This is a genomic window from Paracidovorax konjaci (assembly GCF_900112675.1).
Classification (GTDB): domain Bacteria; phylum Pseudomonadota; class Gammaproteobacteria; order Burkholderiales; family Burkholderiaceae_C; genus Paracidovorax; species Paracidovorax konjaci.
In genome coordinates, this window is the sequence record NZ_FOMQ01000004.1 from 103,882 (window position 1) to 129,101 (window position 25,220).

Here is a 25,220-nt window from a genome sequence, read left to right on the forward strand (position 1 = left end):
CATGACGAAACCCAAACTCCTACTGATCAGCCTGCTCTGTGCTGGTGTACTCGGCGCCGCTGGCTACGGCCTCTATGCTCTCGGGATGCACCGTGGCATGGGCGCGGCTGCCATGCCAGCGACTTCTGGCCCTGCAGCGTCTACGCCAGCGGCGGCAGCTGATGCTGGACCGCAAAGCGTGGCCCAAGGCGAGGACGCTACCCGCAGACACATCGCAGCGGGCATCAAGGCCGGGGATATCGATCCCAGCACCGGCAAGAAGATCCTCTACTACCACGACCCCATGGTGCCGGGTAACAAGTTCGACAAGCCTGCCAAGTCACCCTTCATGGACATGATGTTGGTGCCCGTCTATGCCGACGGCGACAGTGATGGCAGCAAGGTCACCGTGAGTTCGCGCATCCAGCAGAATCTGGGCGTACGGACCGCGGAAGTAACGCAGGGTACGCTATCGCCCCAACTATCCGCGGTCGGCAACATTGCTTTCAACGAGCGCGACCAAGCTTTTGTACAGGCCCGTGCCACGGGCTATATCGAACGCCTGTACGTGCGCGCCACGCTGGACCGTGTCAGCAAAGGCCAGCCGCTGGCCGAACTTTATGTGCCGGACTGGATTGCTGCGCAGGAAGAATTTCTGTCGGTGCGGCGCATGCAGGGGACGGATTTGGCCAGCCTGGTCGATGCTGCACGCCAGCGCATGCGCCAGGTCGGCATGAACGAAGAACTGATCCGCTTGGTCGAGAGTAGCGGCAAGACCCAGCCACGGAGCACCCTCGTCGCACCCATAGCTGGGGTCGTGGTGGAGTTGATGGCCCGCGAAGGCATGACCGTGATGCCCGGTGCAACGCTGTTCCGCATCAATGGCTTGTCGTCGGTCTGGGCCAACGCCGAAGTACCCGAAGGCCAGGTCGCATTGATCCGTCCTGGCACCAAGGTCCAGGCCAGCAGCGCGGCCTCACCTGGCACCGCTCTGCATGGCACGGTGCAGGCTCTAGTGCCGGAAGTGAATATGGCAACGCGGACTCTCAAAGCTCGGGTGGAGTTGCCCAACCCCGGCAATCTCCTGGTGCCCGGCATGTTCGTCAACATGCAGTTCATGGACACGCGGCCGGAGAAATCGCTGCTGATTCCAACCGAAGCGGTGATCCAGACCGGTAAGCGCGTCGTGGTCATGCTGGCCGAAGACAAGGGCAAGTTCCGTCCTGTTGAGGTGGAAACCGGTATCGAGAGCGACGGACAAACCGAGATCAAGCGTGGCCTGCAAGCCGGGCAGCGTGTGGTGGTCTCATCCCAGTTCCTGATCGACTCGGAAGCCAGCCTCAAAGGCATAGAAGCACGTCTGAACGATGCCCCTCAGCCCAGGGCGGCCAACACGGCCCCCCGCCACGAGGGTGAAGCCAAGATTGAAGCCATAGGCAAAGACGCCATCACGCTGTCGCATGGCCCGATCGCCTCGCTCAAATGGGGTGCCATGACCATGGATTTCAAGCTACCCGCCAGTGGCAGGCCACGCAATCTGGAGTCCGGCGACCGAGTCAGCTTTGAGTTCTACATAGACGCGGAGGGCTTGCCACAACTCACCCGTATCACTTCCATGGCTCCTGACCCACAGGCTGCACCCGCCAAAATGCCAGGAAACAAGCCATGATCGCCAAATTCATTCGGTGGTCCATCGCCAACCGGTTCCTGGTACTGCTGGCAACGGTGATGTTGTGCGCTTGGGGTGTCTACTCAGTCGTCCGTACACCGCTGGACGCACTGCCTGACCTGTCGGACGTACAGGTCATCATCCGCACCACCTATCCGGGCCAGGCTCCGCGCATTGTCGAAAACCAGATCACCTACCCGCTGACGACCACCATGCTGTCGGTACCGGGGGCCAAGACGGTGCGAGGCTATTCCTTCTTTGGCGACAGCTTCGTTTACGTGCTGTTCGAGGATGGCACCGACTTGTACTGGGCGCGGTCACGGGTGCTGGAGTACCTGAACCAGGTGCAGTCGCGCCTGCCGGCTGCGGCCAAGGCGTCCATCGGACCCGATGCCACCGGTGTGGGCTGGATTTACCAGTACGCACTGGTGGACCACAGCGGTACCCAGGACGCCTCGCAATTGCGTGCCCTGCAAGACTGGTTCCTCAAGTTCGAGCTGAAAACCATCCCCAACGTGGCCGAGGTGGCCTCGATCGGCGGCATGGTACGCCAATACCAGATCGTGCTCGACCCAAACAAGCTGGCGGCCTACGGCATCCCGCACACCAAGGTGGTCGAAGCCATACAGAAAGCCAACCAGGAAACTGGCGGCTCGGTGCTGGAGTTGGGCGAGGCCGAGTACATGGTGCGCGCCTCGGGCTATCTGCAAGGCCTGGACGATTTCCGCAAGGTACCCTTGATGACCACCCCTGCGGGTGTATCGGTACGCCTGGGCGACGTAGCCCGCATCCAGCTTGGCCCGGAAATGCGCCGTGGCATCGGTGAACTCGACGGCGACGGCGAGGCCGCAGGCGGCGTGATCGTGATGCGCTCCGGCAAGAATGCGCTGGAAACCATCGCTGCGGTGAAGGAAAAGCTCAAGACCTTGCAGTCCAGCCTGCCCAAGGGGGTGGAGATCGTGCCCGTCTACGACCGCTCCAACCTGATTGAGCGTGCCGTGGACAACCTGACGCACAAGCTGCTGGAGGAATTCATTGTCGTCGCGGTGGTGTGCTTCATCTTCCTGTTCCACCTGCGCTCCGCTCTGGTGGCCATCGTCTCGCTGCCGTTGGGCATTCTGGCGGCGTTCATCGTCATGCACTACCAGGGCGTGAATGCCAACATCATGTCGCTTGGAGGGATTGCTATCGCCATCGGAGCGATGGTCGATGCAGCAGTGGTGATGATCGAGAACGCGCACAAGCATCTGGAGCAATGGGGCCATGCGCATCCTGGGGATACCCTGCAAGGAGAAGCCCGCTGGCGCGTGATCGGCGATTCGGCCGCCGAGGTGGGGCCGGCGCTGTTCTTCTCGCTGCTGATCATCACCCTGTCGTTCATCCCCGTGTTCACGTTGGAGGCACAGGAAGGCCGCCTTTTTTCACCGCTTGCGTTCACCAAGACCTATGCGATGGCGGCAGCTGCAGGCCTGTCGGTGACCTTGATCCCGGTGCTGATGGGCTACCTGATTCGCGGCCGCATTCCCGACGAAAAGAACAACCCGCTGAATCGCTTCCTCATCGCGGTATACCGCCCCTTGCTCAATGCGGTGCTGCGCGCACCCAAGATGACCCTGGTGGTTGCCGGCGTGCTGCTGGTATTGAGCCTGTGGCCTCTGCAACATATCGGTGGGGAGTTCATGCCGCGCCTGGATGAAGGTGACTTGCTCTACATGCCGTCCGCTCTACCGGGACTTTCAACGGGCAAGGCCAGTGAGCTGTTGCAGCAGACCGATCGCCTGATCAAGACCGTGCCCGAAGTGGCCAGCGTCTACGGTAAGGCCGGACGGGCCGAGACCGCGACCGACTCCGCCCCCATGGAGATGTTCGAGACCACGATCCAGTTCAAGCCTAAAGACCAGTGGCGTCCTGGCATGACGCAAGACAAGCTGGTGGAGGAACTGGACAGGATCGTCAAAGTGCCGGGTCTCGCCAATATCTGGGTACCGCCGATCCGCAACCGCATCGACATGCTGGCCACCGGCATCAAGAGCCCGGTGGGAGTCAAGGTGGCGGGAACTGACCTGGCCGAGATCGACCGCATCGCTGGCGAGATCGAGCGTGCGGTGAAAGACGTGCCCGGTGTGAGCAGCGCCCTGGCCGAACGCTTGACCGGTGGGCGCTATGTGGACATCAACATCCGCCGCGAAGAAGCTGCACGCTTCGGCCTGAACATTGCCGATGTGCAGTCGGTGATCTCATCGGCGGTGGGGGGCGAGAACATCGGCGAGACAGTTGAGGGCCTGCAACGCTTTCCCATCAACTTGCGCTATCCCCGTGAAATCCGGGATTCGCTGGAAAAGCTGCGCGTACTACCCATTGTCACGGAACGCGGTCAGCGTCTGGTTCTGTCGGATATTGCAGATATCCGCATCACCGATGGCCCGCCCATGCTGCGCAGTGAGAACGCCCGTCTGTCCGGCTGGGTCTATGTGGACATCCGTGGGCGTGACCTGCGCTCGGCGGTGCAGGACATGCAGAAGGCGGTTGCGCAACAGGTCAAGCTACCACCCGGCTACTCCGTGTCCTGGTCGGGCCAGTTCGAGTATCTGGAGCGCGCCACGGCCAAGCTCAAGGTGGTGGTGCCCTTCACGCTGCTCATCATCTTCGTGTTGCTATACCTGACGTTTGCCAGTTTTGGCGAAGCGGTGCTGATCATGGCGGCATTGCCGTTTGCGCTGGTCGGGGGCATCTGGCTGCTCTACCTGCTGAACTACAACCTGTCGATTGCCGGTGCGGTGGGCTTCATCGCCCTGGCCGGAGTGTCAGCCGAGTTCGGGGTGATCATGCTGCTGTACCTGAAGAATGCCTGGCATGAACGGCTGGACCAGGGCAAGACCAGTGAAGCCGACTTGCTCGATGCGATACGCGAAGGCGCGGTACTGCGGGTACGCCCCAAAGCCATGACGGTGGCGGTCATCCTTGCGGGCCTGTTTCCGATCATGTGGGGTACCGGTACTGGCTCCGAAGTCATGCAGCGCATCGCCGCACCGATGGTGGGCGGGATGATCACCGCCCCCTTGCTGTCGATGTTCGTGATTCCGGCCGCCTATCTGCTGATGCGCAGGCCACGTCAACCCAAGACCAGCACCGCTGCACAACCTGGTAGCCCGCGCTCTGGAGCAGGTAATCCAGCCAACGTCCTTTGAAACCCTTTCCCTTAACCACTCTGAACGGAGAATCCCATGAAGAAAATCACCACCCTAATCCTGGCCGCCACGTTGTCGGCTTCTGCCGCATTCGCGCAGCAGAAGATGGACAGTATGAAAACTATGGACATGGCCAAGAAGCCAGCCGCCGAAGCCTCGATGGATCAAAAAACCCATAAGGCAGTAGGCGTGGTCAAGAAGGTCGATCCCAAGGCAGGTGTTGTCACGTTGGCCCACGAGGCCGTCAACAGCCTGAACTGGCCGCCGATGACCATGGGTTTCATGGTTAAGGACAAGATGCTATTGGACAAACTTGCCGTAGGCAAAAAGGTGGATTTTGAGTTCGTGCAGGACGCCAGCGGATATGTCGTCACTGCGGTGAAATAGTCGCTTGGCCACCTCTCTATAGAATCAAACGATGTTTCGCTCTTGGCGCCCTATAGTTCTAACGCTCATGCTGGCGTGGCAAGTCTGTGCCATGTTCACTGCAATAGCGGTGGGCGCTAATTCCTTGGAGCATCTGATGCAGCATGGTGGTGGTTTACAGCACCACCACCATGCTGGTCATGTTTTGCACACCAGCCAGTCCGATGAATCGACCATCCATGTGCACACCGATGGCAGTTCTAGTTCTATAGGACTGATAGCAACCGCTTGGGCACCTCTCATCAAGGTCGTATTTCCTCCTCCTCTGGTGTTCGAGTCCAGCTTAATCCCATCTCCTTGCCTAGACAGCCCTTTGCGGCCGCCCCAGCGCATAGCCTAAGTTCGTTGCGAGCGCTGCTTCAACGCTTGCCAACACGTTTTCTTCCAAGTTAGCCCATCCGCGCGGGGTCTCCTGCGCCGTGTGACTTTGGTCGTTTCTGGTTTCTGTCTTCACAGGCCATGCCCCGCGTGCCAAACCAACAACCGTGATCACATGTTTGGTGCTGACGTTTGCTTTCACATGCTTGACCTTTTAGGAGTCGCATGAAACTCAAACAATTTATTAACAGGTTTGTTTCTCTATTAATAGCTTGGGTCATATTGCTGCTTGTTTTTGGCCTAATTGATAATCTTTTTCAAACCCGAATTCAATTGAACATGACCGTTTGGCTATGGTCTGGTTTGATTGTAATGATTATCAAAAAACTTCCCGCACCTTTACCAAGCTCGCAAGAACCTGATATTCCTGGAGCATTCAAACTCCTTTGGTGGACCACTTGGTGGCCATTCTTCTTGGTAAGAGGTAGATGATCTAAGTGGTAATTTTTTGATGAAATTTTTTGCGTGCCACCATGGCAGCATGCAAATACTGGTTTGTTCATCAATTAATCTGAACCGTATTTATTTACCTTTATCAACAGACATCCAATTTTTTGCATATTAAAGGACCTAAAAAATGATGGTTATTATTGGTTACGTTGTATCCATGGGATGCATTTTTGGCGTATACATATTTCACGGTGGAAATATATCTGTTATTTTAAAAGCATTACCTTTTGAACTCATAACGATTTTCGGAGGTGCTCTTGGTGCATTCGCTGTAAATAATCAACCCGAAGTGCTCAAGGCAACCATAAAGTTGATACCTCAGGCGCTCAAAGGCTCCAAATACACCAAAACACGTTATCTGGAGCTGCTCTCTCTGATGTATGACGTCTTGCAAAAGGCCCGTAAAGAGGGGCTGATGGCAATTGAGGGAGACGTAGAGTCGCCACACGAGTCCGAGCTTTTTAAGAAATATCCGGTTGTCGGCAGTGACCACCACGTGGTGGAATTTATGACCGACTACTTGCGGATGATGGTGTCCGGCAACCTCAACGCCCATGAGATCGAGTCCCTGATGGACAGCGAAATCGACACCCACCATGCCGAAGCGCACGCCCCTATTGCAGCTATTGCCCGTTTGGCTGGTGCATTACCCGCGTTCGGGATCGTGGCCGCGGTGTTGGGGGTGGTCAACACGATGGGCTCGGTTGGGCAGCCACCGGCTGTACTGGGAGGCATGATCGCTTCCGCACTGGTTGGAACCTTTCTGGGCATCTTGTTGGCGTACGGAGTCGTTGAACCGCTTGGGGGTTTGTTGGAGCAGAAGTCTGAAGATGCAGGTAAAGAGTTGCAATGCATCAAGTCCACGCTTCTGGCCAGCATGCAAGGCTATAACCCGTCCACCGCGATTGAGTTTGGCCGGAAAGTGCTGTTTTCACAGCACCGCCCGAGCTTTTCGGAACTGGAGGCGCAAGTCCGAGGAAAAAAATAGAAGCGGTGCGTCCCGGCGAGTAGTCGCCCCGGCGATGCACAAATACGCGGCTAGGGCCAGTCACCCAAGATGGGTATGGCGCTCTTGCCTTGTATCGGCCTCCATCGTCGTCAACCCCTGCAAGATGCCACAGGCATCCACTGCCTGCTCGCCTTCGCAACGCTTCCGCAGCACGGCCAGCTGCTGCTTGAGCTGCGTTAATTCCCGGATCCGCTCATCGACGTGGGCAATGTGCTGGTCAAACACCGTATTGATCGCGCCACAGCCGTCCGCGGGCCGGTCCGCAAGGGCCAACAGCGTGTGGATTTCTTCCTGGCTCATGTCCAGCGCTCGACAGTTGCGAATGAAGCGAAGCCGGTCGACATGCTCTGGACCGTAGACTCTGAAATTGCCTGCCGTACGTCCGGGGGTCAGTAGCAAGCCTTCTTTCTCGTAATAACGGATCGTCTCGACAGAACACTGCGCCACTTGGGCCAATTCACCGATTTTCATAAGGTTTTCCCAAAAATGCGTTGACTCTATAGTAACTAGAGGTTGTGTAATCGAATGAATTTCAGGAACACGCCATGTCAGTACACGCCAAGCACGATCACGATCACGATCACGATCACGATCATGCCAAACACGACCATACAGCGCACGATCATGCCCATGACCATGCGAAACATGACCACAGCAAGTCGGCTTGCTGCACCCCAGCTCCTGTAGCGGTGCACAACCATGGTGCTGATTGCTGTGGCTCAGCGGCTGCACCAGCGCTAACGCAGCTCGGCAAGGCAGAGACACGGGATGGAGGAGTTCAAACCCCCATCCGCATCATGCAAATGGACTGCCCAACGGAAGAAGGACTGATTCGCAAAAAACTCGGCGGTATGGCGGCCGTGACGGGCATGGAGTTCAATCTGATGCAGCGCGTTCTAACAGTTACTCACGAACCGAAAGCCATTGAGCCCATTCTGGATGCCGTGCGCTCACTGGGCTTTACGCCGGAAGTCGCTGACGGCTCATCAAAATTGGGCGAACCCGTCCCAGAGCATGCTAAGCCTTGGTGGCCGCTGGCATTGGCGGGAGTTGCGGCGATCGCATCCGAAGCGGCGCAATGGGCCGCGTTTCCCACCTGGGTAACGGCAATTTTGGCTCTGGTCGCCGTACTCTCCTGTAGCATTACCACCTATAAAAAAGGCTGGATTGCTATCCGTAATGGCAATCTCAACATCAATGCATTGATGAGCATTGCTGTCACTGGCGCGTTGATCCTTGGCCAGTGGCCGGAGGCGGCTATGGTGATGGTGTTGTTCACCGTAGCAGAGCTGATCGAAGCCAAGTCCCTGGACCGCGCGCGTAACGCCATCAAAGGCTTGATGCAGCTCACCCCAGAGCAAGCGACCGTACGGCAATCAGATGGCAGTTGGCGCGACGTGGCGGCCAAGGATGTCATCGTCGGTGCTCGTGTCCGAGTCAAACCTGGCGAACGTATCGCGTTGGATGGCAAGATCGTCAGCGGCCGCTCCAGCATTAACCAGGCCCCGATTACGGGAGAAAGCCTGCCCGTGGAGAAAGCCGAAGGCGATCCTATTTTTGCGGGAACCATCAATGAATCGGGTTCGTTTGAATATGACGTAACTGCAGCCGCAGGCGACAGCACCTTGGCCCGCATCATCCATGCTGTCGAAGAAGCCCAGGGCGCCAAGGCACCAACACAGCGTTTCGTTGACCAATTTGCGCGTGTCTATACCCCGGTCGTGTTCGCGATTGCAGTGGCGGTTGCCGTTCTACCCCCTTTGTTCCTGGGAGGTGGTTGGTTTGACTGGATATACAAAGCCCTGGTCTTGCTGGTGATCGCATGTCCTTGCGCACTGGTGATCTCTACCCCCGTCACGATCGTCAGCGGCTTGGCTGCTGCTGCACGCTTGGGTATCTTGGTCAAGGGCGGTGTGTATCTTGAAGAAGGCCGCAAGCTTTTGTGGATCGCACTCGACAAGACTGGCACGATCACCCACGGAAAGCCTGCTCAGACAGATTTTGCGGTGCTGAATGGTGCCGCTGATGCCGATGTCTTCAGCCTGGCGGCTAGCCTGGCGGGGCGCTCGGATCACCCTGTGTCGCGTGCGGTAAGCGATGCAGCCAAGAAGCATGCGGTGCCATTGCGTAATGTGGATGCCTTCGAGGCACTACCGGGGCGTGGTACCAAAGGCCTGATTGACGGCACTCTGTATTACCTGGGCAATCACCGCCTGATCCACGAATTGGGCCTGTGTTCGGATGAACTTGAATCGCGGTTGTCCGCACTCGAAGAACAAGGAAAAACCGTCATCTTGCTGGCCAGCGCTGAAGGCAAAGATGGCGTGATCGGTTTGTTTGCCGTAGCCGACACGGTCAAGGACAGTAGCCGCCAGGCGATTACCGAGCTGCACGGGCTGGGTATCAAAACCATCATGCTCACTGGTGATAACGCCCACACGGCAAAAGCTATCGCCAGTCAAGTTGGTATCGACGAAGCGCGAGGGGATCTGTTGCCCGAAGACAAGCTCAAGGTGATCGAGAGCAAGCTGGGTAAGGACGGCGCGGTAGGCATGGTCGGCGACGGCATTAACGATGCGCCTGCTTTGGCCCGTGCCGACGTTGGCTTCGCCATGGGTGCGGCTGGAACCGGCACGGCTATCGAAACCGCCGACGTGGCCCTGATGGACGATGACTTGCGCAAGCTGCCACGGTTCGTGCGCTTGTCTCGAAAAACGCATGCGCTGTTGGTGCAGAACATTGTGCTAGCGCTAGGTATCAAGGCTGTGTTCCTAGTATTGACCCTCACCGGTCAAGGCACGATGTGGATGGCTGTATTTGCCGACGTGGGTGCCAGCCTCTTGGTGGTGGCCAATGGGCTGAGGCTGGTGCGGTTTCGCGGGTGACTCGCGCAAGTTCTATTGAAATGCAAGTAAGCAACCAAGGAATAGCATGGGATTTTTCGATAACTTGTTCAACAGCCATCGCGGAGGCGGCCATGGCAGCAGTCATGGAGGCGGACACGGTGGTGGTCATGGTGGCAACTACGGTGGAGGCCATGAGTGGGGGCATGGCAGCCACAATGGCAACGGAATGCCGCCAGGAGGCAGTAACGGTGGATCGAATTGCCCAAACTGCAGAACACTGAATGCTGGCAATGCCCGGTTTTGCCAACAATGCGGCACTTCCATGGTGCCGGCTCGTTGCGCTCATTGCGGCACGAGTATGCAAATGGGTGCCAAATTCTGCGGTCAGTGCGGTAAAGCGCCTGCATGATGTCGGAGAAGCACCAGCGCCGTAGGCAAAATCAATATGTCACCGATCCTTTACGGTGTTCTCTTTGAGCGAATCCCGCTCTGTGAATCATCAACGATTCAACCTCTGTGAGCGGCGAAAGTGCACATCCATATCGCGATGAAGAAGATAATTTTTGTTGTCATCGGGCTTTTCGTCGGCATCACATTTTTGAGTGGTGTATTGATCTTTGCTTTCCAGATGCTGCGAGCGGCGTAGAGTGTGGCGCCGGCCTCAGTCACCATGTAAGAAGTACAGACCAACGCGCTTAAAATAATGTTTTCGCCGCGTGGCAGATGCCCATGCATGCGTTTTATTCTCATGCCCCGCCTTTTCATCCTGTTGCTCCTGGTGTTGGCCTTCTTTCAGCTTGCCCTTGCTGGCTTGCCGATGACAGTCATCCCAACAATGACGACTGCCCAGGTTGATTTTAATGGCCACGTGGAAGATAGGCCAGGTCGTTGTTTGACTGAAACGGAGGCCTCAGGCCCGGGTCAAGCTGCAGCTAGCGACTTATCACAGTGCTGCGTGCTCTGCAGCATTTGCCAGCTTTGCCATGAGGCTGCAATCCTCGATGGCCAATCCTTGTGGGGAACTATCGGCCCGTTGCCGTACTCCTTTTTGCCGCTGGTGAATACCTACGCCAGCACAGACCACACTCCAAGTCTTAAGCCTCCAATTCGGTAATTTCTGTCATCGGCGATCCGCATAAGCAGTCGCCATCACGTTTGGGCCGCTTCGCGGCCAGGAATTAAACCATTTCGAGCTTGGACCATGTTCTCTCTTAGGTCGCCTTGGCCTGCGGGCTCGCCCCGCACCACTTCTCATTCCCGCCTGATCGCGTATTGCATTGCCCTCGTCATCGTGCTCGCGGACCAAGGTATCAAATACTGGGTGCATGAGTTCACGCCTTACGGCTGGCGTCAACCCGTCACATCATTCTTCAACCTCGTGCACGTCTGGAATTACGGAGCAGCGTTCAGCTTTCTAGCTGACGCCGGCGGTTGGCAACGCTTCTTCTTTGGATGCGTTGCACTGATAGTGGCGCTGTGGCTCGTCGTAGCCTTGGCAAAGCCGTTGCCCTGGGTTGAACGCCTCGGCTACGCATTGGTGCTGGGTGGGGCACTTGGCAATGGGCTGGATCGGGCGCTGCGAGGCTATGTGGTCGACTTTCTCGACTTTTACGCGGTGGACTGGCACTGGCCAGCGTTCAATATCGCCGACATGGGCATCGTGTGCGGTGCGGGCATTTTGATGTGGTTGGCCATTCGCAACAAGTCGGTCGACCATGGTTAATTTTCCAATGCCGATGGGACCTGGGACGACAGAGAGACAGTGGCCTCTGCTCCTCCTCAGCTGGCTCATTTCGTTGATTTCCAGCCTCGGCGCACTCTATTTCAGCGAGGTAGCGGATCTGGAACCTTGCGTGCTGTGCTGGTTCCAACGCATTGCCATGTTTCCACTGGTGCTTATTCTGGGCATTGGGGCCTACACACAGGACGCGAGCAGCGTGAAATATGCATTACCGCTCTCCGCAATCGGATGGCTATTGGCAGCCTATCACTGCCTGCTGTACGGCGGTTTGATTCCCAAGGGCATTCAGCCTTGTGGCAAGGGCATTTCCTGCTCTGAGCAAAAGCTTGAACTCATCGGTTTCATCACTATTCCGCTGCTGTCTCTTGCAGCGTTTTCCTTCATCCTGCTGCTACTGCTTGCAGCCATCAAAGATATTAAAAAATGACTAACAAGAAACTCACCATTATTGTCTGCGGCTTCATCGTGAGCCTTGGATTTGCTTTTGGCATCTATGGGCATTTCAACAAGCAGGAGCAAACAATGAGTCGGCTGGCCCGCGAGACAAATTCCGTCTTCAATCGCCCCCATTCGCCCGTCTATGGCCCCCAAGACGCGAAAGTACGGATCGTGGAGTTTTTCGACCCAGCCTGCGAAACCTGCAGGGCGTTTTACCCCAGGGTAAAGCGCCTGGTAGATGCGCAACAAGGCAAAGTGCAACTCACATTGCGCTACGCACCGCTGCATGATGGCTCCGACGTCGCGGTCAAAATCCTGGATGCGGCGCGTCTACAGGGCAAATTCTGGCCGGTGACTGAGGCGGCGCTCCAAGCTCAACCCGAGTGGGCATCCCATGGCGCACCCAACCCAGAAAGGATCTGGGAGTTCTTGGGCAGCACCGGACTGGACATGCAGAAAGCCAAGGTCGATGCGGTATCGCCGGCGGTTCTGGCCATCGTCAACCAGGATATTGCAGATGCAAAGGAATTGAAGGTTACCAAGACACCTGGCTTCTTCGTCAACGGAAAGCCTTTGAAGGATTTTGGCATCGAAGAACTCAAGGCTCTGGTGGAGGATGAGATCAAACTTGCTTACCCGAATGGCCGATGAGATAAGTTATGAAATTCAACCTATTAATCTCGCGCCAACGCAGACGTTTTATCGAAGGAGGCATGGCGCTGGCAACGCTTTTTCTCTCGGCCTGCACAGATACATTATCGAGCAAGACTTCAAAGTTCGACAGTATCGACATCACGAGTGCGGACTATGCCAAGGATTTTTTCCTAACGGATCAGGACGGGCAGACACGAAGTCTTCAAGATTTCCGCGGCAAGATTGTCGTGGTCTTCTTTGGATTTACCCAGTGTCCAGATGTCTGCCCCACTACGATGGCAGAGTTGTCAGAGGTCAGGCAGGTGCTTGGCCAGGACGCGTCAAAGTTACAGACGATTTTGATCACCGTAGACCCCGAGCGGGACACGCTGCCTGTGTTGAAGGCTTACATGGCCAATTTCGATCCAAGTTTTGTAGCCCTGCGCCCAACGCTGGAACAACTCAAGACCGTGGCGACAGACTTCAAGATCTACTACAAGAAAGTCGGCGACTCGAAGACCGCATACTCAGTTGACCATACCGCAGGCACCTATATCTTCGATGCGCAGGGGCGGATCAGACTGTTCGGACGCTATGGCAGCGGCGCGCAGGTGCTCGCGGGCGACATCCGGCGTTTGCTGGAAGGCGCCTGACCTCCGCGATATCAATGCGAGTGGATGTGGTCCCCGGCCGAAGCTGATGGATGAGCGACGAAGTTGCAGCCATCTTCCGTGTGTTCGCACATCGTCGCCTCCATTTGCAGAGTGGTGTGTAAAACCTGGAAGCGTTTGGCAAGCATCTCCTGGAGTGGCCTGAGCAAAGATTCGGACTCCACACCTGGCTGGTAGACGACATGTGCAGTCAACGCGGCCTTGCCACTGGTCAGAGCCCAGACGTGCAGGTCATGCACACTCTGCACCCCGGGCACGGCCGCCATGGCCACCATAACGTCTGGGATTTTGACCCCTTGCGGAACGCCTTCCAGCAAGATGTTCAGGCTTTCCTTCAGCAGCACCCAGGTGCGCGGTAGCACCCACAGCCCGATGGCCACGGCAATCAGCGGATCAACCCATACCCAGCCGGTGTAGCGGATCAACACAGCTCCTGCGATGACGCCAATCGAGCCCAGCATGTCGCTCCAGACCTCCAGATACGCGCCCTTGACATTCAAGCTATCGTCCTTGCCGCCGCTTAGCAAGCGCATGCTCATGAGGTTGATCACCAGTCCCAGGGCGGCGATGACGATCATGGCACCAGTCTGTATCGCGGGTGGACTCTGAAACCGCTGGTAGGCCTCAAAAAGAATGTAGATGGCCACTCCGAACAGCAGCAAGGCGTTGAATGCGGCCGCCAGGATTTCGAACCGATGGTATCCATACGTTCGAAGTGCATCGGCGGGACGTTTGGCCACTCGTATGGCGGCCACGGCGATGGCCAGCGCAGCGGTGTCCGTGAACATGTGGGCGGCGTCTGAAATCAGCGCTAGGCTGCCCGTCACGAGGCCGCCGACGACCTCGGCGATCATGAAAGCTGAAGTCAACCCCAGCGCCCACCAAATGGAGCGCTCCTTTCCTTCGGCCTGCAATGCGTGGCTGTGACCTGCGCTCATGGCTTTTCTTTCGTTGAATTTTAAGTATTTGGCCGGCAGATAGTACGACGAGGCCCATGCCAGCGTCTGGGCCAAACCCAGCAGTACGGCGGTCGTGGTTCGGCTTTGCACCTAGACCAGGCCGGTCAGATGCTGCGCAGGTTGACTCGCTTGGACAGCGCTTCGGCGCTCTCGCGCCGCTCGCTGTAGCGGTCCACCAGGTAGCCGGCGCAATCGCGCGTCAGCAGCGTGAACTTCACCAGTTCCTCCATCACGTCCACCACGCGCTCGTAGTACGGCGAAGGCTTCATGCGACCGTCTTCCTCGAACTCGGCGAAGGCCTTGGCCACCGACGACTGGTTGGGGATGGTCAGCATGCGCATCCAGCGGCCCAGCACACGCAACTGGTTAACGGCGTTGAAGGACTGCGAGCCGCCCGACACTTCCATGACGGCCAGCGTCTTGCCCTGCGTGGGCCGCACCGATCCGACCGACAGCGGTATCCAGTCGATTTGCGACTTTATGATGCCGGTCATGGCACCGTGGCGCTCGGGCGAGCACCACACCATGCCCTCGGACCACTGCGCAAGCTCGCGCAGCTCCTGCACCTTGGGATGGTCCTCGGGCGCGCCATCGGGCTGCGGCAGGCCGCGCGGATCGAAGATGCGCGGCTCGGCGCCCATGGCCTGCAGCAGCCGGGCCGCTTCCTCGGTGACGAGCCGGCTGTAGGAGCGCTCACGCACGGACCCGTACAGCAGCAGGATGCGCGGCGGATGGGTCGCGCGCTCGGCCGGCAGCAGCCGCGCCAGGTCGGGCCTGCGGAAATGGTCGGCATCGACGTTCGGCAGTTCAGGGCTTTGCAATGCGGGCTCCCTTCGTGTCGATGACGGCCTCGCCGTCTTCCTTGGTGAACGCGCCTTGCTGCGGCTGGGGCAGCAGATCGAGCACCGCTTCCGAAGGCCGGCACAGCCGCGTGCCCAGCGGCGTGATGACGATGGGCCGGTTGATGAGGATGGGTTCCTGCAGCATGAAGTCGATCAACTGCGCATCGGTCCACGCCGTGCTGTCCAAGCCCAGCACTTCGTAGGGCGTACCCTTCTTGCGCAGCAGCTCGCGCGGCGTGATGCCCATGTCGGCGATCAGACGTTCCAGCGTGGCCCGGTCGGGCGGCGTCTTCAGGTACTCGATGACCTGGGGTTCCTCGCTGCTGTTGCGGATCATCGCCAGCGTGTTGCGCGACGTGCCGCAGGCGGGGTTGTGGTAAATCGTGATGTCGCTCATGGTTGGTTCCTTGTTGGACGGTGGGCTTGTTCAGGCCAGGCTGAGACGCAGGGCCAGAGCCGCCAGCGTCACCAGCAGCACGGGCAGCGTGAGCACGATGCCCACGCGGAAGTAGTAGCCCCAGGCGATGGTGGTCCCCTTTTTCTGGAGCACGTGCAGCCACAGCAGCGTGGCCAGGCTGCCGATGGGCGTGATCTTGGGGCCGAGGTCGCAGCCGATGACGTTGGCATAGACCATGGCTTCCTTCACCACGCCACTGGCCTGCGATGCGTCGATGGACAGCGCGCCGATGAGCACCGTGGGCATGTTGTTCATCACCGAGGACAGCAGGGCAGTGAGTACGCCCGTGCCGATGGCCGCGCCCCAGATGCCACCCTGCGCGAACACATCGAGCAGCGCGGCGATGCGGTCGGTCAGGCCGGCATTGCGCAGGCCGTAGACCACCAGGTACATGCCCAGCGAGAAGACCACGATCTGCCAGGGCGCTCCTTGTAGCACCTTGCGCGTGCTGATGACGTGGCCACGAGCCGCGACGGCCAGCAGCACCACGGCGGCCACGGCCGCGACCGCGCTGACCGGCACGCCCAGCGGCTCCAGGCCGAAAAAGCCGACCAGCAGAAGTACCAGCACCACCCAGCCGGCCCGGAAGGTGGCCGGGTCCCGGATGGCCTGCGTCGGCGTCTTGAGCTGGCCCAGGTCGTAGCGCGCCGGCACGCCGCGGCCGAAATACAGCAACAGCACCAGCAGGCTGGCCAGCACGGCGGCGATGTTCACCGGCACCATCACGGCGGCGTACTGGTTGAAGCCGATGCCGAAGAAGTCGGCCGACACGATGTTGACCAGGTTGGACACGATCAGCGGCAGGCTGGCCGTGTCGGCGATAAAGCCGGCCGCCATGACGAACGCCAGGGTCGCGGCCGGCGAGAAGCCCAGCGCGACCAGCATCGCCATGACGATGGGCGTCAGGATCAGCGCGGCACCGTCGTTGGCGAACAAGGCCGCTACGGCTGCGCCCAGCAGCACGATGAAGGCGAACAGCCTGCGACCGCTGCCGCCGCCCCAGCGCGCCACGTGCAGCGCGGCCCACTCGAAGAACCCGACTTCGTCAAGCAGCAGGCTGATGATGATGACCGCGACGAACGTAGCTGTGGCGTTCCAGACGATGCCCCACACCACGGCGATGTCAGCCAGGTGCACGACGCCGAAGACCAGGGCCAGCACGGCGCCGAGCGATGCGCTCCAACCGATGCCCAGGCCTCGGGGTTGCCAGATGACCAGCACGAGCGTGAACAGAAAAATCAGGATGGCCGCGAGCATGGCGAGGGTCTTTTATGGGGAAATGGGAAGAATGAGGTATGCGGCCCGGTTGGGCCGCGAGGGAGGCCAGCAGCGTGCGTTCAATGCTTGGCCAAGTCCCGAGCCGATTGCTGCAGGGAGAGCTTGTCGATGGCGGCAGCGGGCAGATTGACGAGCAGTTCGACGCGGCGGCGGATTGCCAGCAAAGTCTTGCGAAACGCGGCCTGCTTCTCGTCGGCTGTGCCCTCCACCTCGGACGGGTCCGGGTAGCCCCAATGCGCCGTGGCGGGATGGCCTGGCCAGATCGGGCACACCTCGCCGGCTGCGTTGTCGCACACGGTGATGATGAGGTCCATGTGCGGCGCTTCGGGCTTGGCAAACTCTTCCCAGCTCTTGCTGCGCAGGCCTTCGATGGACGCACCTGCACGTTGCAGTGCCTCCAGTGCGAGCGGGTTGGGCTGCTGGTTCTCGCGCGGGCTACTGCCCGCTGAAAAGGCGCGGAATCGGTCGCCGGCCATGCTGTTTAGCATGGCTTCGGCCAGGATGCTGCGGGCCGAGTTGTGGGTGCACAGGAACAGGACGTTCAGCGGCTTGGTGGTCGAGGTCATGGGATGTGGTTGGGTTAAGGGGAAATTGGTCAGCAGCGGCAGTCGGCCGCCGCGTTGGTGGTCGAGCACGCTGTACCCTCGCAGCAGTTCTCGGTGAGGTAGGCCAGCAGCTCGCTCATCGTGGTGAACGAGGCGCGATAGATGAGGTTGCGGCCCTGCCGCTCCTGGGTCACCAGACCGGCATGCGTCAGCTCCTTGAGGTGGAACGACAAGGTGTTACCGGCAACATCCAAGTGCTCGGCGAGTGCGCCCGGTGTTAAGCCCTCGGGGCCCGCGACGACCAGGGCACGGAACAAGCGCAGGCGCAGTGCTTGCGCGAGGGCCGCGAGGGAACGGACAGCGTCAGCTTCTTTCATAAGTCAATCATACAACGATTATTGAATTATTCGTAAACCTCACAAAGCCGTGCCATGGGCTCCCACCTGCCAGCGATGTTGGGAGGTCCGTAAAAGCGCTTCTTTTTGCCCAGCGCCATACAATCTCCCCTTCAGCAAATACTGATCACGAGCACCGGATTTATTCATCAACCCCTCCGGAATGAGTGCTCTGCAGCGCCGAAATTAGCAGCAGGCTGAGTCCTTGATTTCGCTGTCGGTGCCGCCGGATTTGGTGGCCAGGTTGCCGCAACGCTGGCCGGTGCCACCGTTTCTGGTGGCGTAGTTAAACCGGATTGCTTGGCGGTTATGCGGCGGAACATGCACCCTCAACGTGAGGCGCACCAGATCAAGAAAAACGCCCAGCTCCACGGAGTGAAGTTGGGCATTGTGTGGGTTGGGCGAAGCAACAACTTTGGCGCGGATGCAGGCCAGTTGCAGCAACTCTGTTGTTACAGAAGCACCTTCTGTGGCCTTGACCGCGTTAAGCCGTTGATTTTCAACGCCGCGCCAGAGCAATTACTTTGGCGCCCTACGTCGACAGTGGCTGGCGCGGTGAGAGCCTATCGACGCTGCTCACCTCGGATCTTCGCCAGTGCAGCTAAGGCAGACTCAAGGCTGGAAGGCCTAGCGCCACCTTCTCGATTTAATCGCAAATGCAGTTCAACGTTCAGTGCCACGTCTGGAGTCGCTAAGCGGCTATTTTTGCGCGAGTTTTGAATGGCTGGGATGGTTTGGGGCTGAATGTTGAGAACTCTATCGCACGTAGTGCATACACCGACAAGCATGTTTTTAGCCAGGTTGCTGCCATCGCTAGACGTTACGTCTCGACGAACAAAGACCGTGGGGCGAACATCTAAACAGTCTTGGCAGAACGCCTTGCTTCGGTCGCCTTCGTGGAACATGTGCATTCCTGTTAAACCGATTGTGGACTAACGCGTATCGTACGTTCAACAGGGCCTGCGATGCATTTCGTTTGGAATAGCACTAGCCTAGACGAAACTATGTGAGTTTTTGCAGAAGAAACAAGGGAGAAGATCATGAGCCAAGAGGCAACGCCCGACAACCCAGATGCCCACTTAGAGTCACTCATAGCGACCGTGCGAGGCATCACTGAGAACTGGGCTAGGCGGCATGATCTATGGCATGACTCAGCGCACAAGGAGCCGATCAGGCACTACAACTCTGAGCCTGGTGAAGGTGAGCCCATTCTTCTCTTGTGCTCGGCTGGTCCAGCCATGACTTCCATTGAGTGGGACGACGAACATGCCCAAGAACTTCGCGAGGAACTTGAGTGTGTCGGTGTGTACATGGAGCTTGAGGACCGGGTTACGGCTTGCTACTACCTTATCGACCAAGAGTCGACATTACAGAAGGCGTTTGATCAGCGTGCACGATGGCAGTGGACATGCAAGCTGATCGAGGGAGATAGCGCAGATGTGAGCGGTGACTTGTATCAGCACTTTGCAACCTATCCCGACGACTTCCACAAGCTTCACCATCGCGACTTCGAGAGGTTGGTAAGCAGCATTTTCGCGGCTAGGGGTTGGCGCACTGAGCTGGGGCCCGGCTCCGGTGATGGCGGCGTGGACCTTCGACTTTGGCAGTCTGATCCGATCGGAGATCTGCTTACGCTCGTCCAAATTAAGCGGCATGCACCACACCGGCCTGTACATTTGGATGCGGTCGCAGCTTTGGAGGCTCATGTCAATCGTGAGGGGGCAAATCGCGGCTTGGTCGTTACGTCGTCTCGTTTCCTACCAGGTGTGCACACATTTGCAGGTAAACAGAGGTTTCGACTTCAACTGGCTGAAGGACAAGATTTGCGGTCGTGGTGTTTGAAAGCAGCTCAAGAACAGGTGTCGAGCAGAAATAGAGCTTTGGCATTGGACACGATGCTGCCCTTGATGCAGGAATTGCGTAGCGTCAATACACATCCGCGGCTGCTAGTCGGAGGCAGGAGCGCACCAGACTTTTGCGTTGTGGTCCGAGAGACCAAGACCTCGGCGCTTTTGGCTCGCATTCCTAGTGTTCTGATCTCAGGCGATATCCATCGCGGGCAGAGAATTCCTGTTCTCGACGGTTCGGTTGTAGAGGGCCCTTTTGATGGGGCAAAGGTTTTTCGTGCACAAAGGTCCGAGAAGGATGATCGCGTGTCCTATTGGGGGCGTCGTTCCCTGTATTGGCAATGGGACGGTAGCCCACAGAATCACGAGCACTGGGACTAACGGTCCCCGCTTGGCGATGTGTGGCTGCTTGCAGGGTATCAGTCTTTGCCTATGCCTCGCATAGCCAAAGTTGGCGTATACCGTGTTACAACATGTGCATTGACGTTGCATCCGAAGTACAGCGGGAGGAGATTGTGTTCAAAAGAATGAGGCGCATGAGCGTCATTGAGGCGGCCAGCACTCCACATCAGAGTGATGCGAGTCTGGCTTGCGCATCCCTACTGAGGTCAGTGCTGTTTCAGTTCGGAGTAGTAGGCATACAGCATCGTTGCCCTGGCCGCCTCTTCAACCGATCAGAGTAGCCAAGCCCATGACTACGACAGCGACGAAGCCAAAGCGAATCGACTACACGGACAACCAGCACAGCATTTTGTACGCGGAGACGGGGGGGTGCTGTCCTCTGTGTAGGGCTCCAATTCTCTTCCGAAAGCCCGGGGCCAAGAAGATCACGAAAAGCTATGAGGTTGCTCATATTTTTCCACTTCATCCCACGCCCGCCCAGACTCAGGCGCTCGCAGGACGGACGCCCCCTATTGACATCAACGGTCTAGAAAACGTCATCGCGTTGTGCCCCACCTGTCACACACGCTTCGACAAGAATTTTGAGATTGATGAGATGGATCACATCCGAAAATTAAAGGATAGGTTCCTCGCTGATGCAAAAGCCAAAGAGACGGCGGCCCAATATGGGATTCAACAAGAGGTGTTTGGAATACTCGACAAAATCGCAGCTATGGGAAGCGACGTTGCAGCGATACCACCTGCCCAGTTTGAAATATCTACCGTCGAGAAGAAGCTGCGAAATGGGATGAGCCAGTTGCAGCAGAGTGAAATAAAGCTATATGCAACTAGCTACTACATCCGGATTCGAGACCATATCCGGCTTCTAGAGCAGAACGACCAACTTTCAATCCGAATTCTGCAGTCGCAGATACAAACCTATTATCTTGAGATGCAGCGACAGCATCCTGCTAATAAAGATGCAGTTTTTACCTATGTGGCTGAGTGGATAAGTAGTAGGACAGGAAGGTCAATGATTGCGGCCAGAGTTCTTACTTCATTTTTTGTCCAAAATTGCGAGGTATTTGATGCTGGTGCCTAGTAAGTTCACAAGACTTGAAGAGTCGACCATCTTCAAGATGGCGAAGATTCTTCGGGGTAGGCCTGATTCTGAAAGTGTGTTGGATCTTTATCGCCGAACGCGAAGCGTTTTTCAAGACGCAAGTGAATTTCTTCACGCAGTTGATGCACTATATGTGCTCGGAATGCTAGAGGTAGACGAATTGGGGCAGGTTAATTATGCTTAAAACAATAACTGGTGAATACTTTAGCCAGGGTGAAATTTGTTTTCATGAAGGGTTAAATATAATCTTGGGGGATGACGATGCGCGTAACTCCATCGGAAAATCCACGGTTTTAATGGTGATCGATTTCGTTATGGGAGGCTCAACCTTCCTGGCGGACGAGGCGGGTGTTATTAGGGAGTTGGGACATCATCATTACAACTTCTCCCTGGAATTCAATAGCGAGATTTTTTACTTTTCGCGCGATACAGCCTCACCGGAGGTCATTCAAATTTGCGATGAAAAGTACATCCGGATTGGCGAGATTTCGCTTGATGAATTCAAGAAATTCTTGAAATCAGGGTACGGACTGGAAGATTTGGAGACGTCTTTTCGGTCAGTAGTCAATCCTTTCTCGCGGATATGGAGAAAGGGCGGTCTGGATCCGAACCAGCCATTTGTCGGTGCAGCAAAAGAGGCGAATGCCATTGCAATCGCTAGAATTATTGACCTGTTTGAGCGAAGCGCCGACATCGCTGCTGAGCGGGCTGTCCTTGAAGTGCAAAAGGAAAAGAAATCACTCATAAATAAATCCATGGGTGCAAATATAATTCCAAGCATCAATAGGAAAAAGCGTGAGGAGAATATCCGACTGATTGAGGAGAATGGCGGAAAGATTCAGCAACTCAAGGAGGGTTTTGGTGGGGCATTGAGTACCTATGAATCATTGTTTGATGAGGAGCTCAAAAGGCAGCAGTATCGAAAGAATGACCTGTCCGCACTTCGCACTGAGTTGCAAAACAAAATTCGACGTTTGCAGAGAGAAATGTCGGGAATAACACCGCGGCTTGCTGCAAATATCGCACTTTTGGCAGATTTCTTCCCTGTCATAAATGTTGAGCGTTTAGAACAAGTCGAAACGTTTCATCAGAAAATTGGAGCCGCTGTTAAGAAAGAGTTAAGAGAAGAGCTTGAGAATGCGCAGCGTGAAGACCATGAAATGGGAGTTGAAATCGCGGCCATTGAAAGTCATATCCAAGCGAAGCTTAGCTCTAAGGGAATGCCTGATGATCTTTTTAAACAGGTATTTGACCTCAAGGAAACCACTGACAGAGCTGCGGAGGAAAATAAGCACTTTGATCAAAAGGTCGACTTGGAAGAAGCAATCAGGGCTACCAATGAGAGGCTCGATAGAATATATGCAAAGATATTTCTTGATCTAGAGAATCGAATTAACCTGAAACTGAAGGCCTTCAATGCGGTAGTTTATGGCGCATCTAGGGCCAGTTCAGAGCTGCGCTTCAAAAGCGCCAGCTCTTATCAGTTCACGTCCCCAGCAGATTCTGGAACAGGCGCGTCCTATGCGGGCTTGATCGGATTTGACCTTGCAATGCTCTCGCTAACAAAAACTCCTTACATCATCCACGACTCGGTTATCTATAAAAACATTCAAGTAACAGCCGTCAAAAGAATTTTGCGCATATTGGCAGCAGCTAAGTCAAAGCAGATATTCATTTCATTCGATGAGGGGAAGAAGTACGGCCAAGAGTTTGTCGCGTTCCTTCAGCGCTTCACCGTCTTGAAACTGGCCCACGACAAGTTGCTTTATAAGAAGGATTGGCGTGACCGCAAGTGAGGCCATCGTCACTAAGCTCTTTACGCGGAATCAACTTTAAGGACCGTCATTTTTAGGGCCAGCTTCGACAGGCTGATTGTTCGGTCTTGGACAATCGAGGCCACCCTAGGATGTGTACCAAACGGCGGCCGGGCCATGCGGCCCCCCACTGGTACGTCCAACGCGCTCGCAGGGGCCGTTGGGTGGCTTCTGTGACCACTGGCGCAGCGCTGTCGTAGTTGGCCATCCGCAATTGCGGCGGTTGACCGCAATTGCGGATCTCAGCCGCAATTCACCGCAATCGTTAGGGCTCTTTGAGGTATCTGTCCTTGACGTTCGTCTGGGAGACCTGGGTGCTTGCATTCCGCTCACAGCACGATAAACTTGCACAATCGTGCGCATTTACGGCGAGAGGAATTGACTCACTCACATCGAAGGAGTGCCTGTCAAAGTCCTGAGATAAGGGTTCAATTCCCGCCAGCTCCACCACTTCTATAAACCCTGCCAAGATTATCTTGGCAGGGTTTTGTTTTTGTGGATTGGGATGTCGAGCCAAATGCGTAGCCTCGTTCGCGGACTCGGTACGCAGGCATGTCGAGCATTGCAAAAACCATAAAAAAAGCGCCCAGAGGGCGCTTTTTTTGATCAATTTGGCGGAGAGGGCGGGACACTCCCCCTCCAGATCATAAACCATTGATTTCAAAGGAAAATTCACTGGTCAGCGTTCAAAGTGTCCCACTTTTTCTGGCACCCCGGAATGTGACACTAGTCATTCTGTATGCGTGTGAGCACGGGGTCAACCAAGCTAGCTTTAGACCTTGGACAGCACCGGATGGACAATGGCGGACCAAAAAAAACTCAGGTCAGCGTACGCTGACCTGAGGGGGAAGGATGGGCCTCAAAGGCAGACCCTCTGCAAGTCGTCAAGCCGTAAGGCTCGACGATAGATGGTGCATGCATTCATGCACCGTCAGCTCAATGCTGACCACTTTACTTGCGCTTCGAGTCATCGACCCAGAAGCGAAAGCACTTGCCGTTTTTGGGGTAGATCTTGCGGCCATTCTTGACGATGTAGCTGCACACAACCCAACGGCCACCAGTACGTTCTGCTGGCATAGGATTCCTTTCTCATGGCAGGGCCATGAGGGGTTACCGGGATCATCGGTTGCAGTGCATAGCTTGAAAGCGTAAACTTCCAGGCCTTTCCGCAAAGAAAGCACCGCTGATGCCTCACCCGTACTCGGCACCCTGGTAGCGAGAACTTGTACCTCTCGCTACCAACCTATTTCAGTCAAATGCGAAGCTCATCTGACCTGGATGCGAACGCCAGTGTTGGGTCACCCACTCCCACCGTCCGAAGCGACGGCGGGTGTAGCGGCGAACAAACACTGTCTTCAGACGCGTGTAGGGCATAGCCACCTCCATAGAAGATTGAGCGGTTTTGGCTTGCCTGAACACGCCGAACTGGTAGAGTTCGGTTCTGTCTTCCCCAAGACGTTTGTGTGTTCAGGTGGTTTGGTAGACCGCTGTTCACCATCCCAAGCTCACGGAATGCTTTCCTCATTTCGTGAGCTTTTTTTACTCTTGACCGTACTCCCATAGGGGGTATGTCGGGGTCAATGTTTTGAGCTTGTTGACCAGTGTGTTGATCCGATAGGTTGCGGCTTCTACGCTAACGCCGCACATTGATGCAAGCTCTTTGGGGGATTTCGCAACCTTGCATGCCTCTAGCGGCATCATGAGTGCAGCTGTACCAGCCTTGGCTTGCCACTCAGAATCCTCACAAAATTTGTGAGCCCCGAGCTTGGCTCCGCGATGGAGGGTCACAGGATGCCCCAGTGCAATGTGAGCCAGTTCATGGACCACCGTACTGCGGCCAAAAGGGTTCCTCGCATGCAGCTTGTCGTAAATATCGATGCGCATCACAACGACATTTCCCTCTGGTGATGTGATTGTGAAAGCGGCGCATTCGTCAACTTCATCGATTTCAGCCGTGCGGTATGGGTAACCAATTTTCGGCATGGTGCGCTCAAAAATAGTGAGTGCATCCAAACGAAAACGCTCGCCCCTCTCAGTCGGCAAAGCAGAGCGAATAGAGTCTGCGAAATTCTCAATAGACGCATAACTCTGCGCTTTGACCTTGAGCCCACTAGGCGTGCGAATTACGCCGTCTTTCACAATCGTCGTCAT

At 56.5% G+C, this 25,220-nt stretch carries 28 protein-coding genes; 16 read left to right on the forward strand and 12 right to left on the reverse strand.

Going from position 1 to position 25,220, the window contains the following annotated elements; genetic code table 11:
* Position 1 precedes the first annotated feature (1 nt).
* The 5 genes from BM144_RS06990 to motA all read left to right on the forward strand — a co-directional run bounded on the left by BM144_RS06990 (position 2) and on the right by motA (position 7,078).
* On the forward strand, positions 2-1,648 hold the full coding sequence (locus BM144_RS06990; RefSeq protein WP_092950588.1) for an efflux RND transporter periplasmic adaptor subunit: 1,647 nt from the start codon (positions 2-4) through the stop codon (positions 1,646-1,648).
* A complete protein-coding gene (locus BM144_RS06995; protein ID WP_245783572.1) occupies positions 1,645-4,836 on the forward strand; it encodes an efflux RND transporter permease subunit in 3,192 nt (1,063 codons plus the stop codon). The genes BM144_RS06990 and BM144_RS06995 overlap by 4 nt, the downstream gene beginning before the upstream one ends.
* Before the next feature lie 36 nt (positions 4,837-4,872).
* Positions 4,873-5,223, forward strand: coding sequence for a copper-binding protein (locus BM144_RS07000; RefSeq protein ID WP_092950589.1), 351 nt, complete (start codon positions 4,873-4,875; stop codon positions 5,221-5,223).
* Positions 5,224-5,805: 582 nt separating this feature from the next.
* Positions 5,806-6,072: a hypothetical protein gene (locus BM144_RS22670; protein WP_139225664.1), complete on the forward strand. Its 267-nt coding sequence runs from the start codon at positions 5,806-5,808 to the stop codon at positions 6,070-6,072.
* Between the two features lie 145 nt (positions 6,073-6,217).
* Entirely contained in the window at positions 6,218-7,078 is an 861-nt protein-coding gene (motA, locus tag BM144_RS07005; RefSeq protein WP_092950590.1) for a flagellar motor stator protein MotA, read from the forward strand.
* A gap of 60 nt (positions 7,079-7,138) precedes the next feature.
* Here motA and cadR read toward each other — a convergent pair whose 3' ends face one another.
* Both cadR and BM144_RS23780 read right to left on the reverse strand, forming a co-directional pair.
* Positions 7,139-7,570 carry a Cd(II)/Pb(II)-responsive transcriptional regulator gene (gene cadR / locus BM144_RS07010; protein WP_092950591.1) on the reverse strand — a complete coding sequence of 144 codons (432 nt, stop codon included), beginning with the start codon at positions 7,568-7,570 and terminating at the stop codon, positions 7,139-7,141.
* A 77-nt stretch (positions 7,571-7,647) separates the two neighbouring features.
* Positions 7,648-7,800 carry a hypothetical protein gene (locus BM144_RS23780; protein WP_434802648.1) on the reverse strand — a complete coding sequence of 51 codons (153 nt, stop codon included), beginning with the start codon at positions 7,798-7,800 and terminating at the stop codon, positions 7,648-7,650.
* A gap of 96 nt (positions 7,801-7,896) precedes the next feature.
* On the opposite strand from BM144_RS23780, the gene BM144_RS07015 reads away from it, so the two are divergent.
* From BM144_RS07015 to BM144_RS23395, 3 genes are all read left to right on the forward strand, one after another.
* The gene (locus tag BM144_RS07015) at positions 7,897-9,984 is read left to right on the forward strand and encodes a heavy metal translocating P-type ATPase (protein ID WP_434802649.1); all 2,088 of its coding nucleotides are present in this window, start codon (positions 7,897-7,899) and stop codon (positions 9,982-9,984) included.
* Between the two features lie 92 nt (positions 9,985-10,076).
* Complete coding sequence (locus BM144_RS23390) at positions 10,077-10,226, forward strand: hypothetical protein (protein ID WP_245783596.1); 150 nt, start codon at positions 10,077-10,079, stop codon at positions 10,224-10,226.
* Positions 10,172-10,354: a double zinc ribbon domain-containing protein gene (locus BM144_RS23395; protein ID WP_245783586.1), complete on the forward strand. Its 183-nt coding sequence runs from the start codon at positions 10,172-10,174 to the stop codon at positions 10,352-10,354. Before BM144_RS23390 ends, BM144_RS23395 begins: the two co-directional genes overlap by 55 nt.
* 98 nt (positions 10,355-10,452) lie before the next feature.
* On the opposite strand, the gene BM144_RS22675 is transcribed toward BM144_RS23395, so the two are convergent.
* Positions 10,453-10,695, reverse strand: coding sequence for a hypothetical protein (locus tag BM144_RS22675; protein WP_139225665.1), 243 nt, complete (start codon positions 10,693-10,695; stop codon positions 10,453-10,455).
* Between the two features lie 451 nt (positions 10,696-11,146).
* Between BM144_RS22675 and lspA the strand changes: the two genes are divergently transcribed.
* From lspA to BM144_RS07040, 4 genes are read left to right on the forward strand one after another with little or no spacing between them, the layout of a single operon-like run.
* Positions 11,147-11,668: a signal peptidase II gene (gene lspA / locus BM144_RS07025; RefSeq protein ID WP_092950594.1), complete on the forward strand. Its 522-nt coding sequence runs from the start codon at positions 11,147-11,149 to the stop codon at positions 11,666-11,668.
* The gene (locus BM144_RS07030) at positions 11,661-12,113 is read left to right on the forward strand and encodes a disulfide bond formation protein B (RefSeq protein WP_092950595.1); all 453 of its coding nucleotides are present in this window, start codon (positions 11,661-11,663) and stop codon (positions 12,111-12,113) included. Before lspA ends, BM144_RS07030 begins: the two co-directional genes overlap by 8 nt.
* Positions 12,110-12,775: a DsbA family protein gene (locus BM144_RS07035; RefSeq protein WP_092950596.1), complete on the forward strand. Its 666-nt coding sequence runs from the start codon at positions 12,110-12,112 to the stop codon at positions 12,773-12,775. Before BM144_RS07030 ends, BM144_RS07035 begins: the two co-directional genes overlap by 4 nt.
* 8 nt (positions 12,776-12,783) lie before the next feature.
* Complete coding sequence (locus BM144_RS07040; protein WP_434802650.1) at positions 12,784-13,410, forward strand: SCO family protein; 627 nt, start codon at positions 12,784-12,786, stop codon at positions 13,408-13,410.
* Positions 13,411-13,421: 11 nt separating this feature from the next.
* Here the strand turns inward: BM144_RS07040 and BM144_RS07045 are convergent, their stop codons facing one another.
* The 7 genes from BM144_RS07045 to BM144_RS22680 all read right to left on the reverse strand — a co-directional run bounded on the left by BM144_RS07045 (position 13,422) and on the right by BM144_RS22680 (position 18,423).
* Positions 13,422-14,366, reverse strand: coding sequence for a cation diffusion facilitator family transporter (locus tag BM144_RS07045; protein ID WP_092950598.1), 945 nt, complete (start codon positions 14,364-14,366; stop codon positions 13,422-13,424).
* A gap of 125 nt (positions 14,367-14,491) precedes the next feature.
* Positions 14,492-15,208: an arsenical resistance protein ArsH gene (gene arsH / locus BM144_RS07050; protein WP_092950599.1), complete on the reverse strand. Its 717-nt coding sequence runs from the start codon at positions 15,206-15,208 to the stop codon at positions 14,492-14,494.
* Positions 15,195-15,626, reverse strand: coding sequence for an arsenate reductase (glutaredoxin) (gene arsC / locus BM144_RS07055; RefSeq protein WP_092950600.1), 432 nt, complete (start codon positions 15,624-15,626; stop codon positions 15,195-15,197). The genes arsH and arsC overlap by 14 nt, the downstream gene beginning before the upstream one ends.
* A 30-nt stretch (positions 15,627-15,656) precedes the next feature.
* A complete protein-coding gene (locus tag BM144_RS07060) occupies positions 15,657-16,943 on the reverse strand; it encodes an arsenic transporter (RefSeq protein WP_092950601.1) in 1,287 nt (428 codons plus the stop codon).
* 80 nt (positions 16,944-17,023) lie between these two features.
* Positions 17,024-17,530, reverse strand: coding sequence for an arsenate reductase ArsC (locus BM144_RS07065; RefSeq protein WP_092950602.1), 507 nt, complete (start codon positions 17,528-17,530; stop codon positions 17,024-17,026).
* A gap of 29 nt (positions 17,531-17,559) precedes the next feature.
* Positions 17,560-17,886: an ArsR/SmtB family transcription factor gene (locus BM144_RS07070; RefSeq protein WP_092950603.1), complete on the reverse strand. Its 327-nt coding sequence runs from the start codon at positions 17,884-17,886 to the stop codon at positions 17,560-17,562.
* A 204-nt stretch (positions 17,887-18,090) separates the two neighbouring features.
* Positions 18,091-18,423 carry a hypothetical protein gene (locus BM144_RS22680; protein WP_139225666.1) on the reverse strand — a complete coding sequence of 111 codons (333 nt, stop codon included), beginning with the start codon at positions 18,421-18,423 and terminating at the stop codon, positions 18,091-18,093.
* A 719-nt stretch (positions 18,424-19,142) separates the two neighbouring features.
* Here BM144_RS22680 and BM144_RS07075 point away from each other — a divergent pair.
* The 4 genes from BM144_RS07075 (at position 19,143) to BM144_RS07090 (ending at position 23,051) form a co-directional block, all read left to right on the forward strand.
* Positions 19,143-20,132 carry a restriction endonuclease gene (locus BM144_RS07075; protein ID WP_175525968.1) on the forward strand — a complete coding sequence of 330 codons (990 nt, stop codon included), beginning with the start codon at positions 19,143-19,145 and terminating at the stop codon, positions 20,130-20,132.
* Positions 20,133-20,442: 310 nt separating this feature from the next.
* Entirely contained in the window at positions 20,443-21,234 is a 792-nt protein-coding gene (locus BM144_RS07080; protein ID WP_092950605.1) for an ABC-three component system protein, read from the forward strand.
* Positions 21,235-21,271: 37 nt separating this feature from the next.
* Positions 21,272-21,439 carry an ABC-three component system middle component 7 gene (locus BM144_RS23715; RefSeq protein ID WP_353615072.1) on the forward strand — a complete coding sequence of 56 codons (168 nt, stop codon included), beginning with the start codon at positions 21,272-21,274 and terminating at the stop codon, positions 21,437-21,439.
* Positions 21,432-23,051: a DUF2326 domain-containing protein gene (locus BM144_RS07090; protein ID WP_092950607.1), complete on the forward strand. Its 1,620-nt coding sequence runs from the start codon at positions 21,432-21,434 to the stop codon at positions 23,049-23,051. Before BM144_RS23715 ends, BM144_RS07090 begins: the two co-directional genes overlap by 8 nt.
* 283 nt (positions 23,052-23,334) lie before the next feature.
* On the opposite strand, the gene BM144_RS22685 is transcribed toward BM144_RS07090, so the two are convergent.
* Both BM144_RS22685 and BM144_RS07095 read right to left on the reverse strand, forming a co-directional pair.
* On the reverse strand, positions 23,335-23,745 hold the full coding sequence (locus BM144_RS22685) for a hypothetical protein (protein WP_139225667.1): 411 nt from the start codon (positions 23,743-23,745) through the stop codon (positions 23,335-23,337).
* Positions 23,746-24,608: 863 nt separating this feature from the next.
* Positions 24,609-25,220 carry an ImmA/IrrE family metallo-endopeptidase gene (locus BM144_RS07095; RefSeq protein WP_092950608.1) on the reverse strand — a complete coding sequence of 204 codons (612 nt, stop codon included), beginning with the start codon at positions 25,218-25,220 and terminating at the stop codon, positions 24,609-24,611.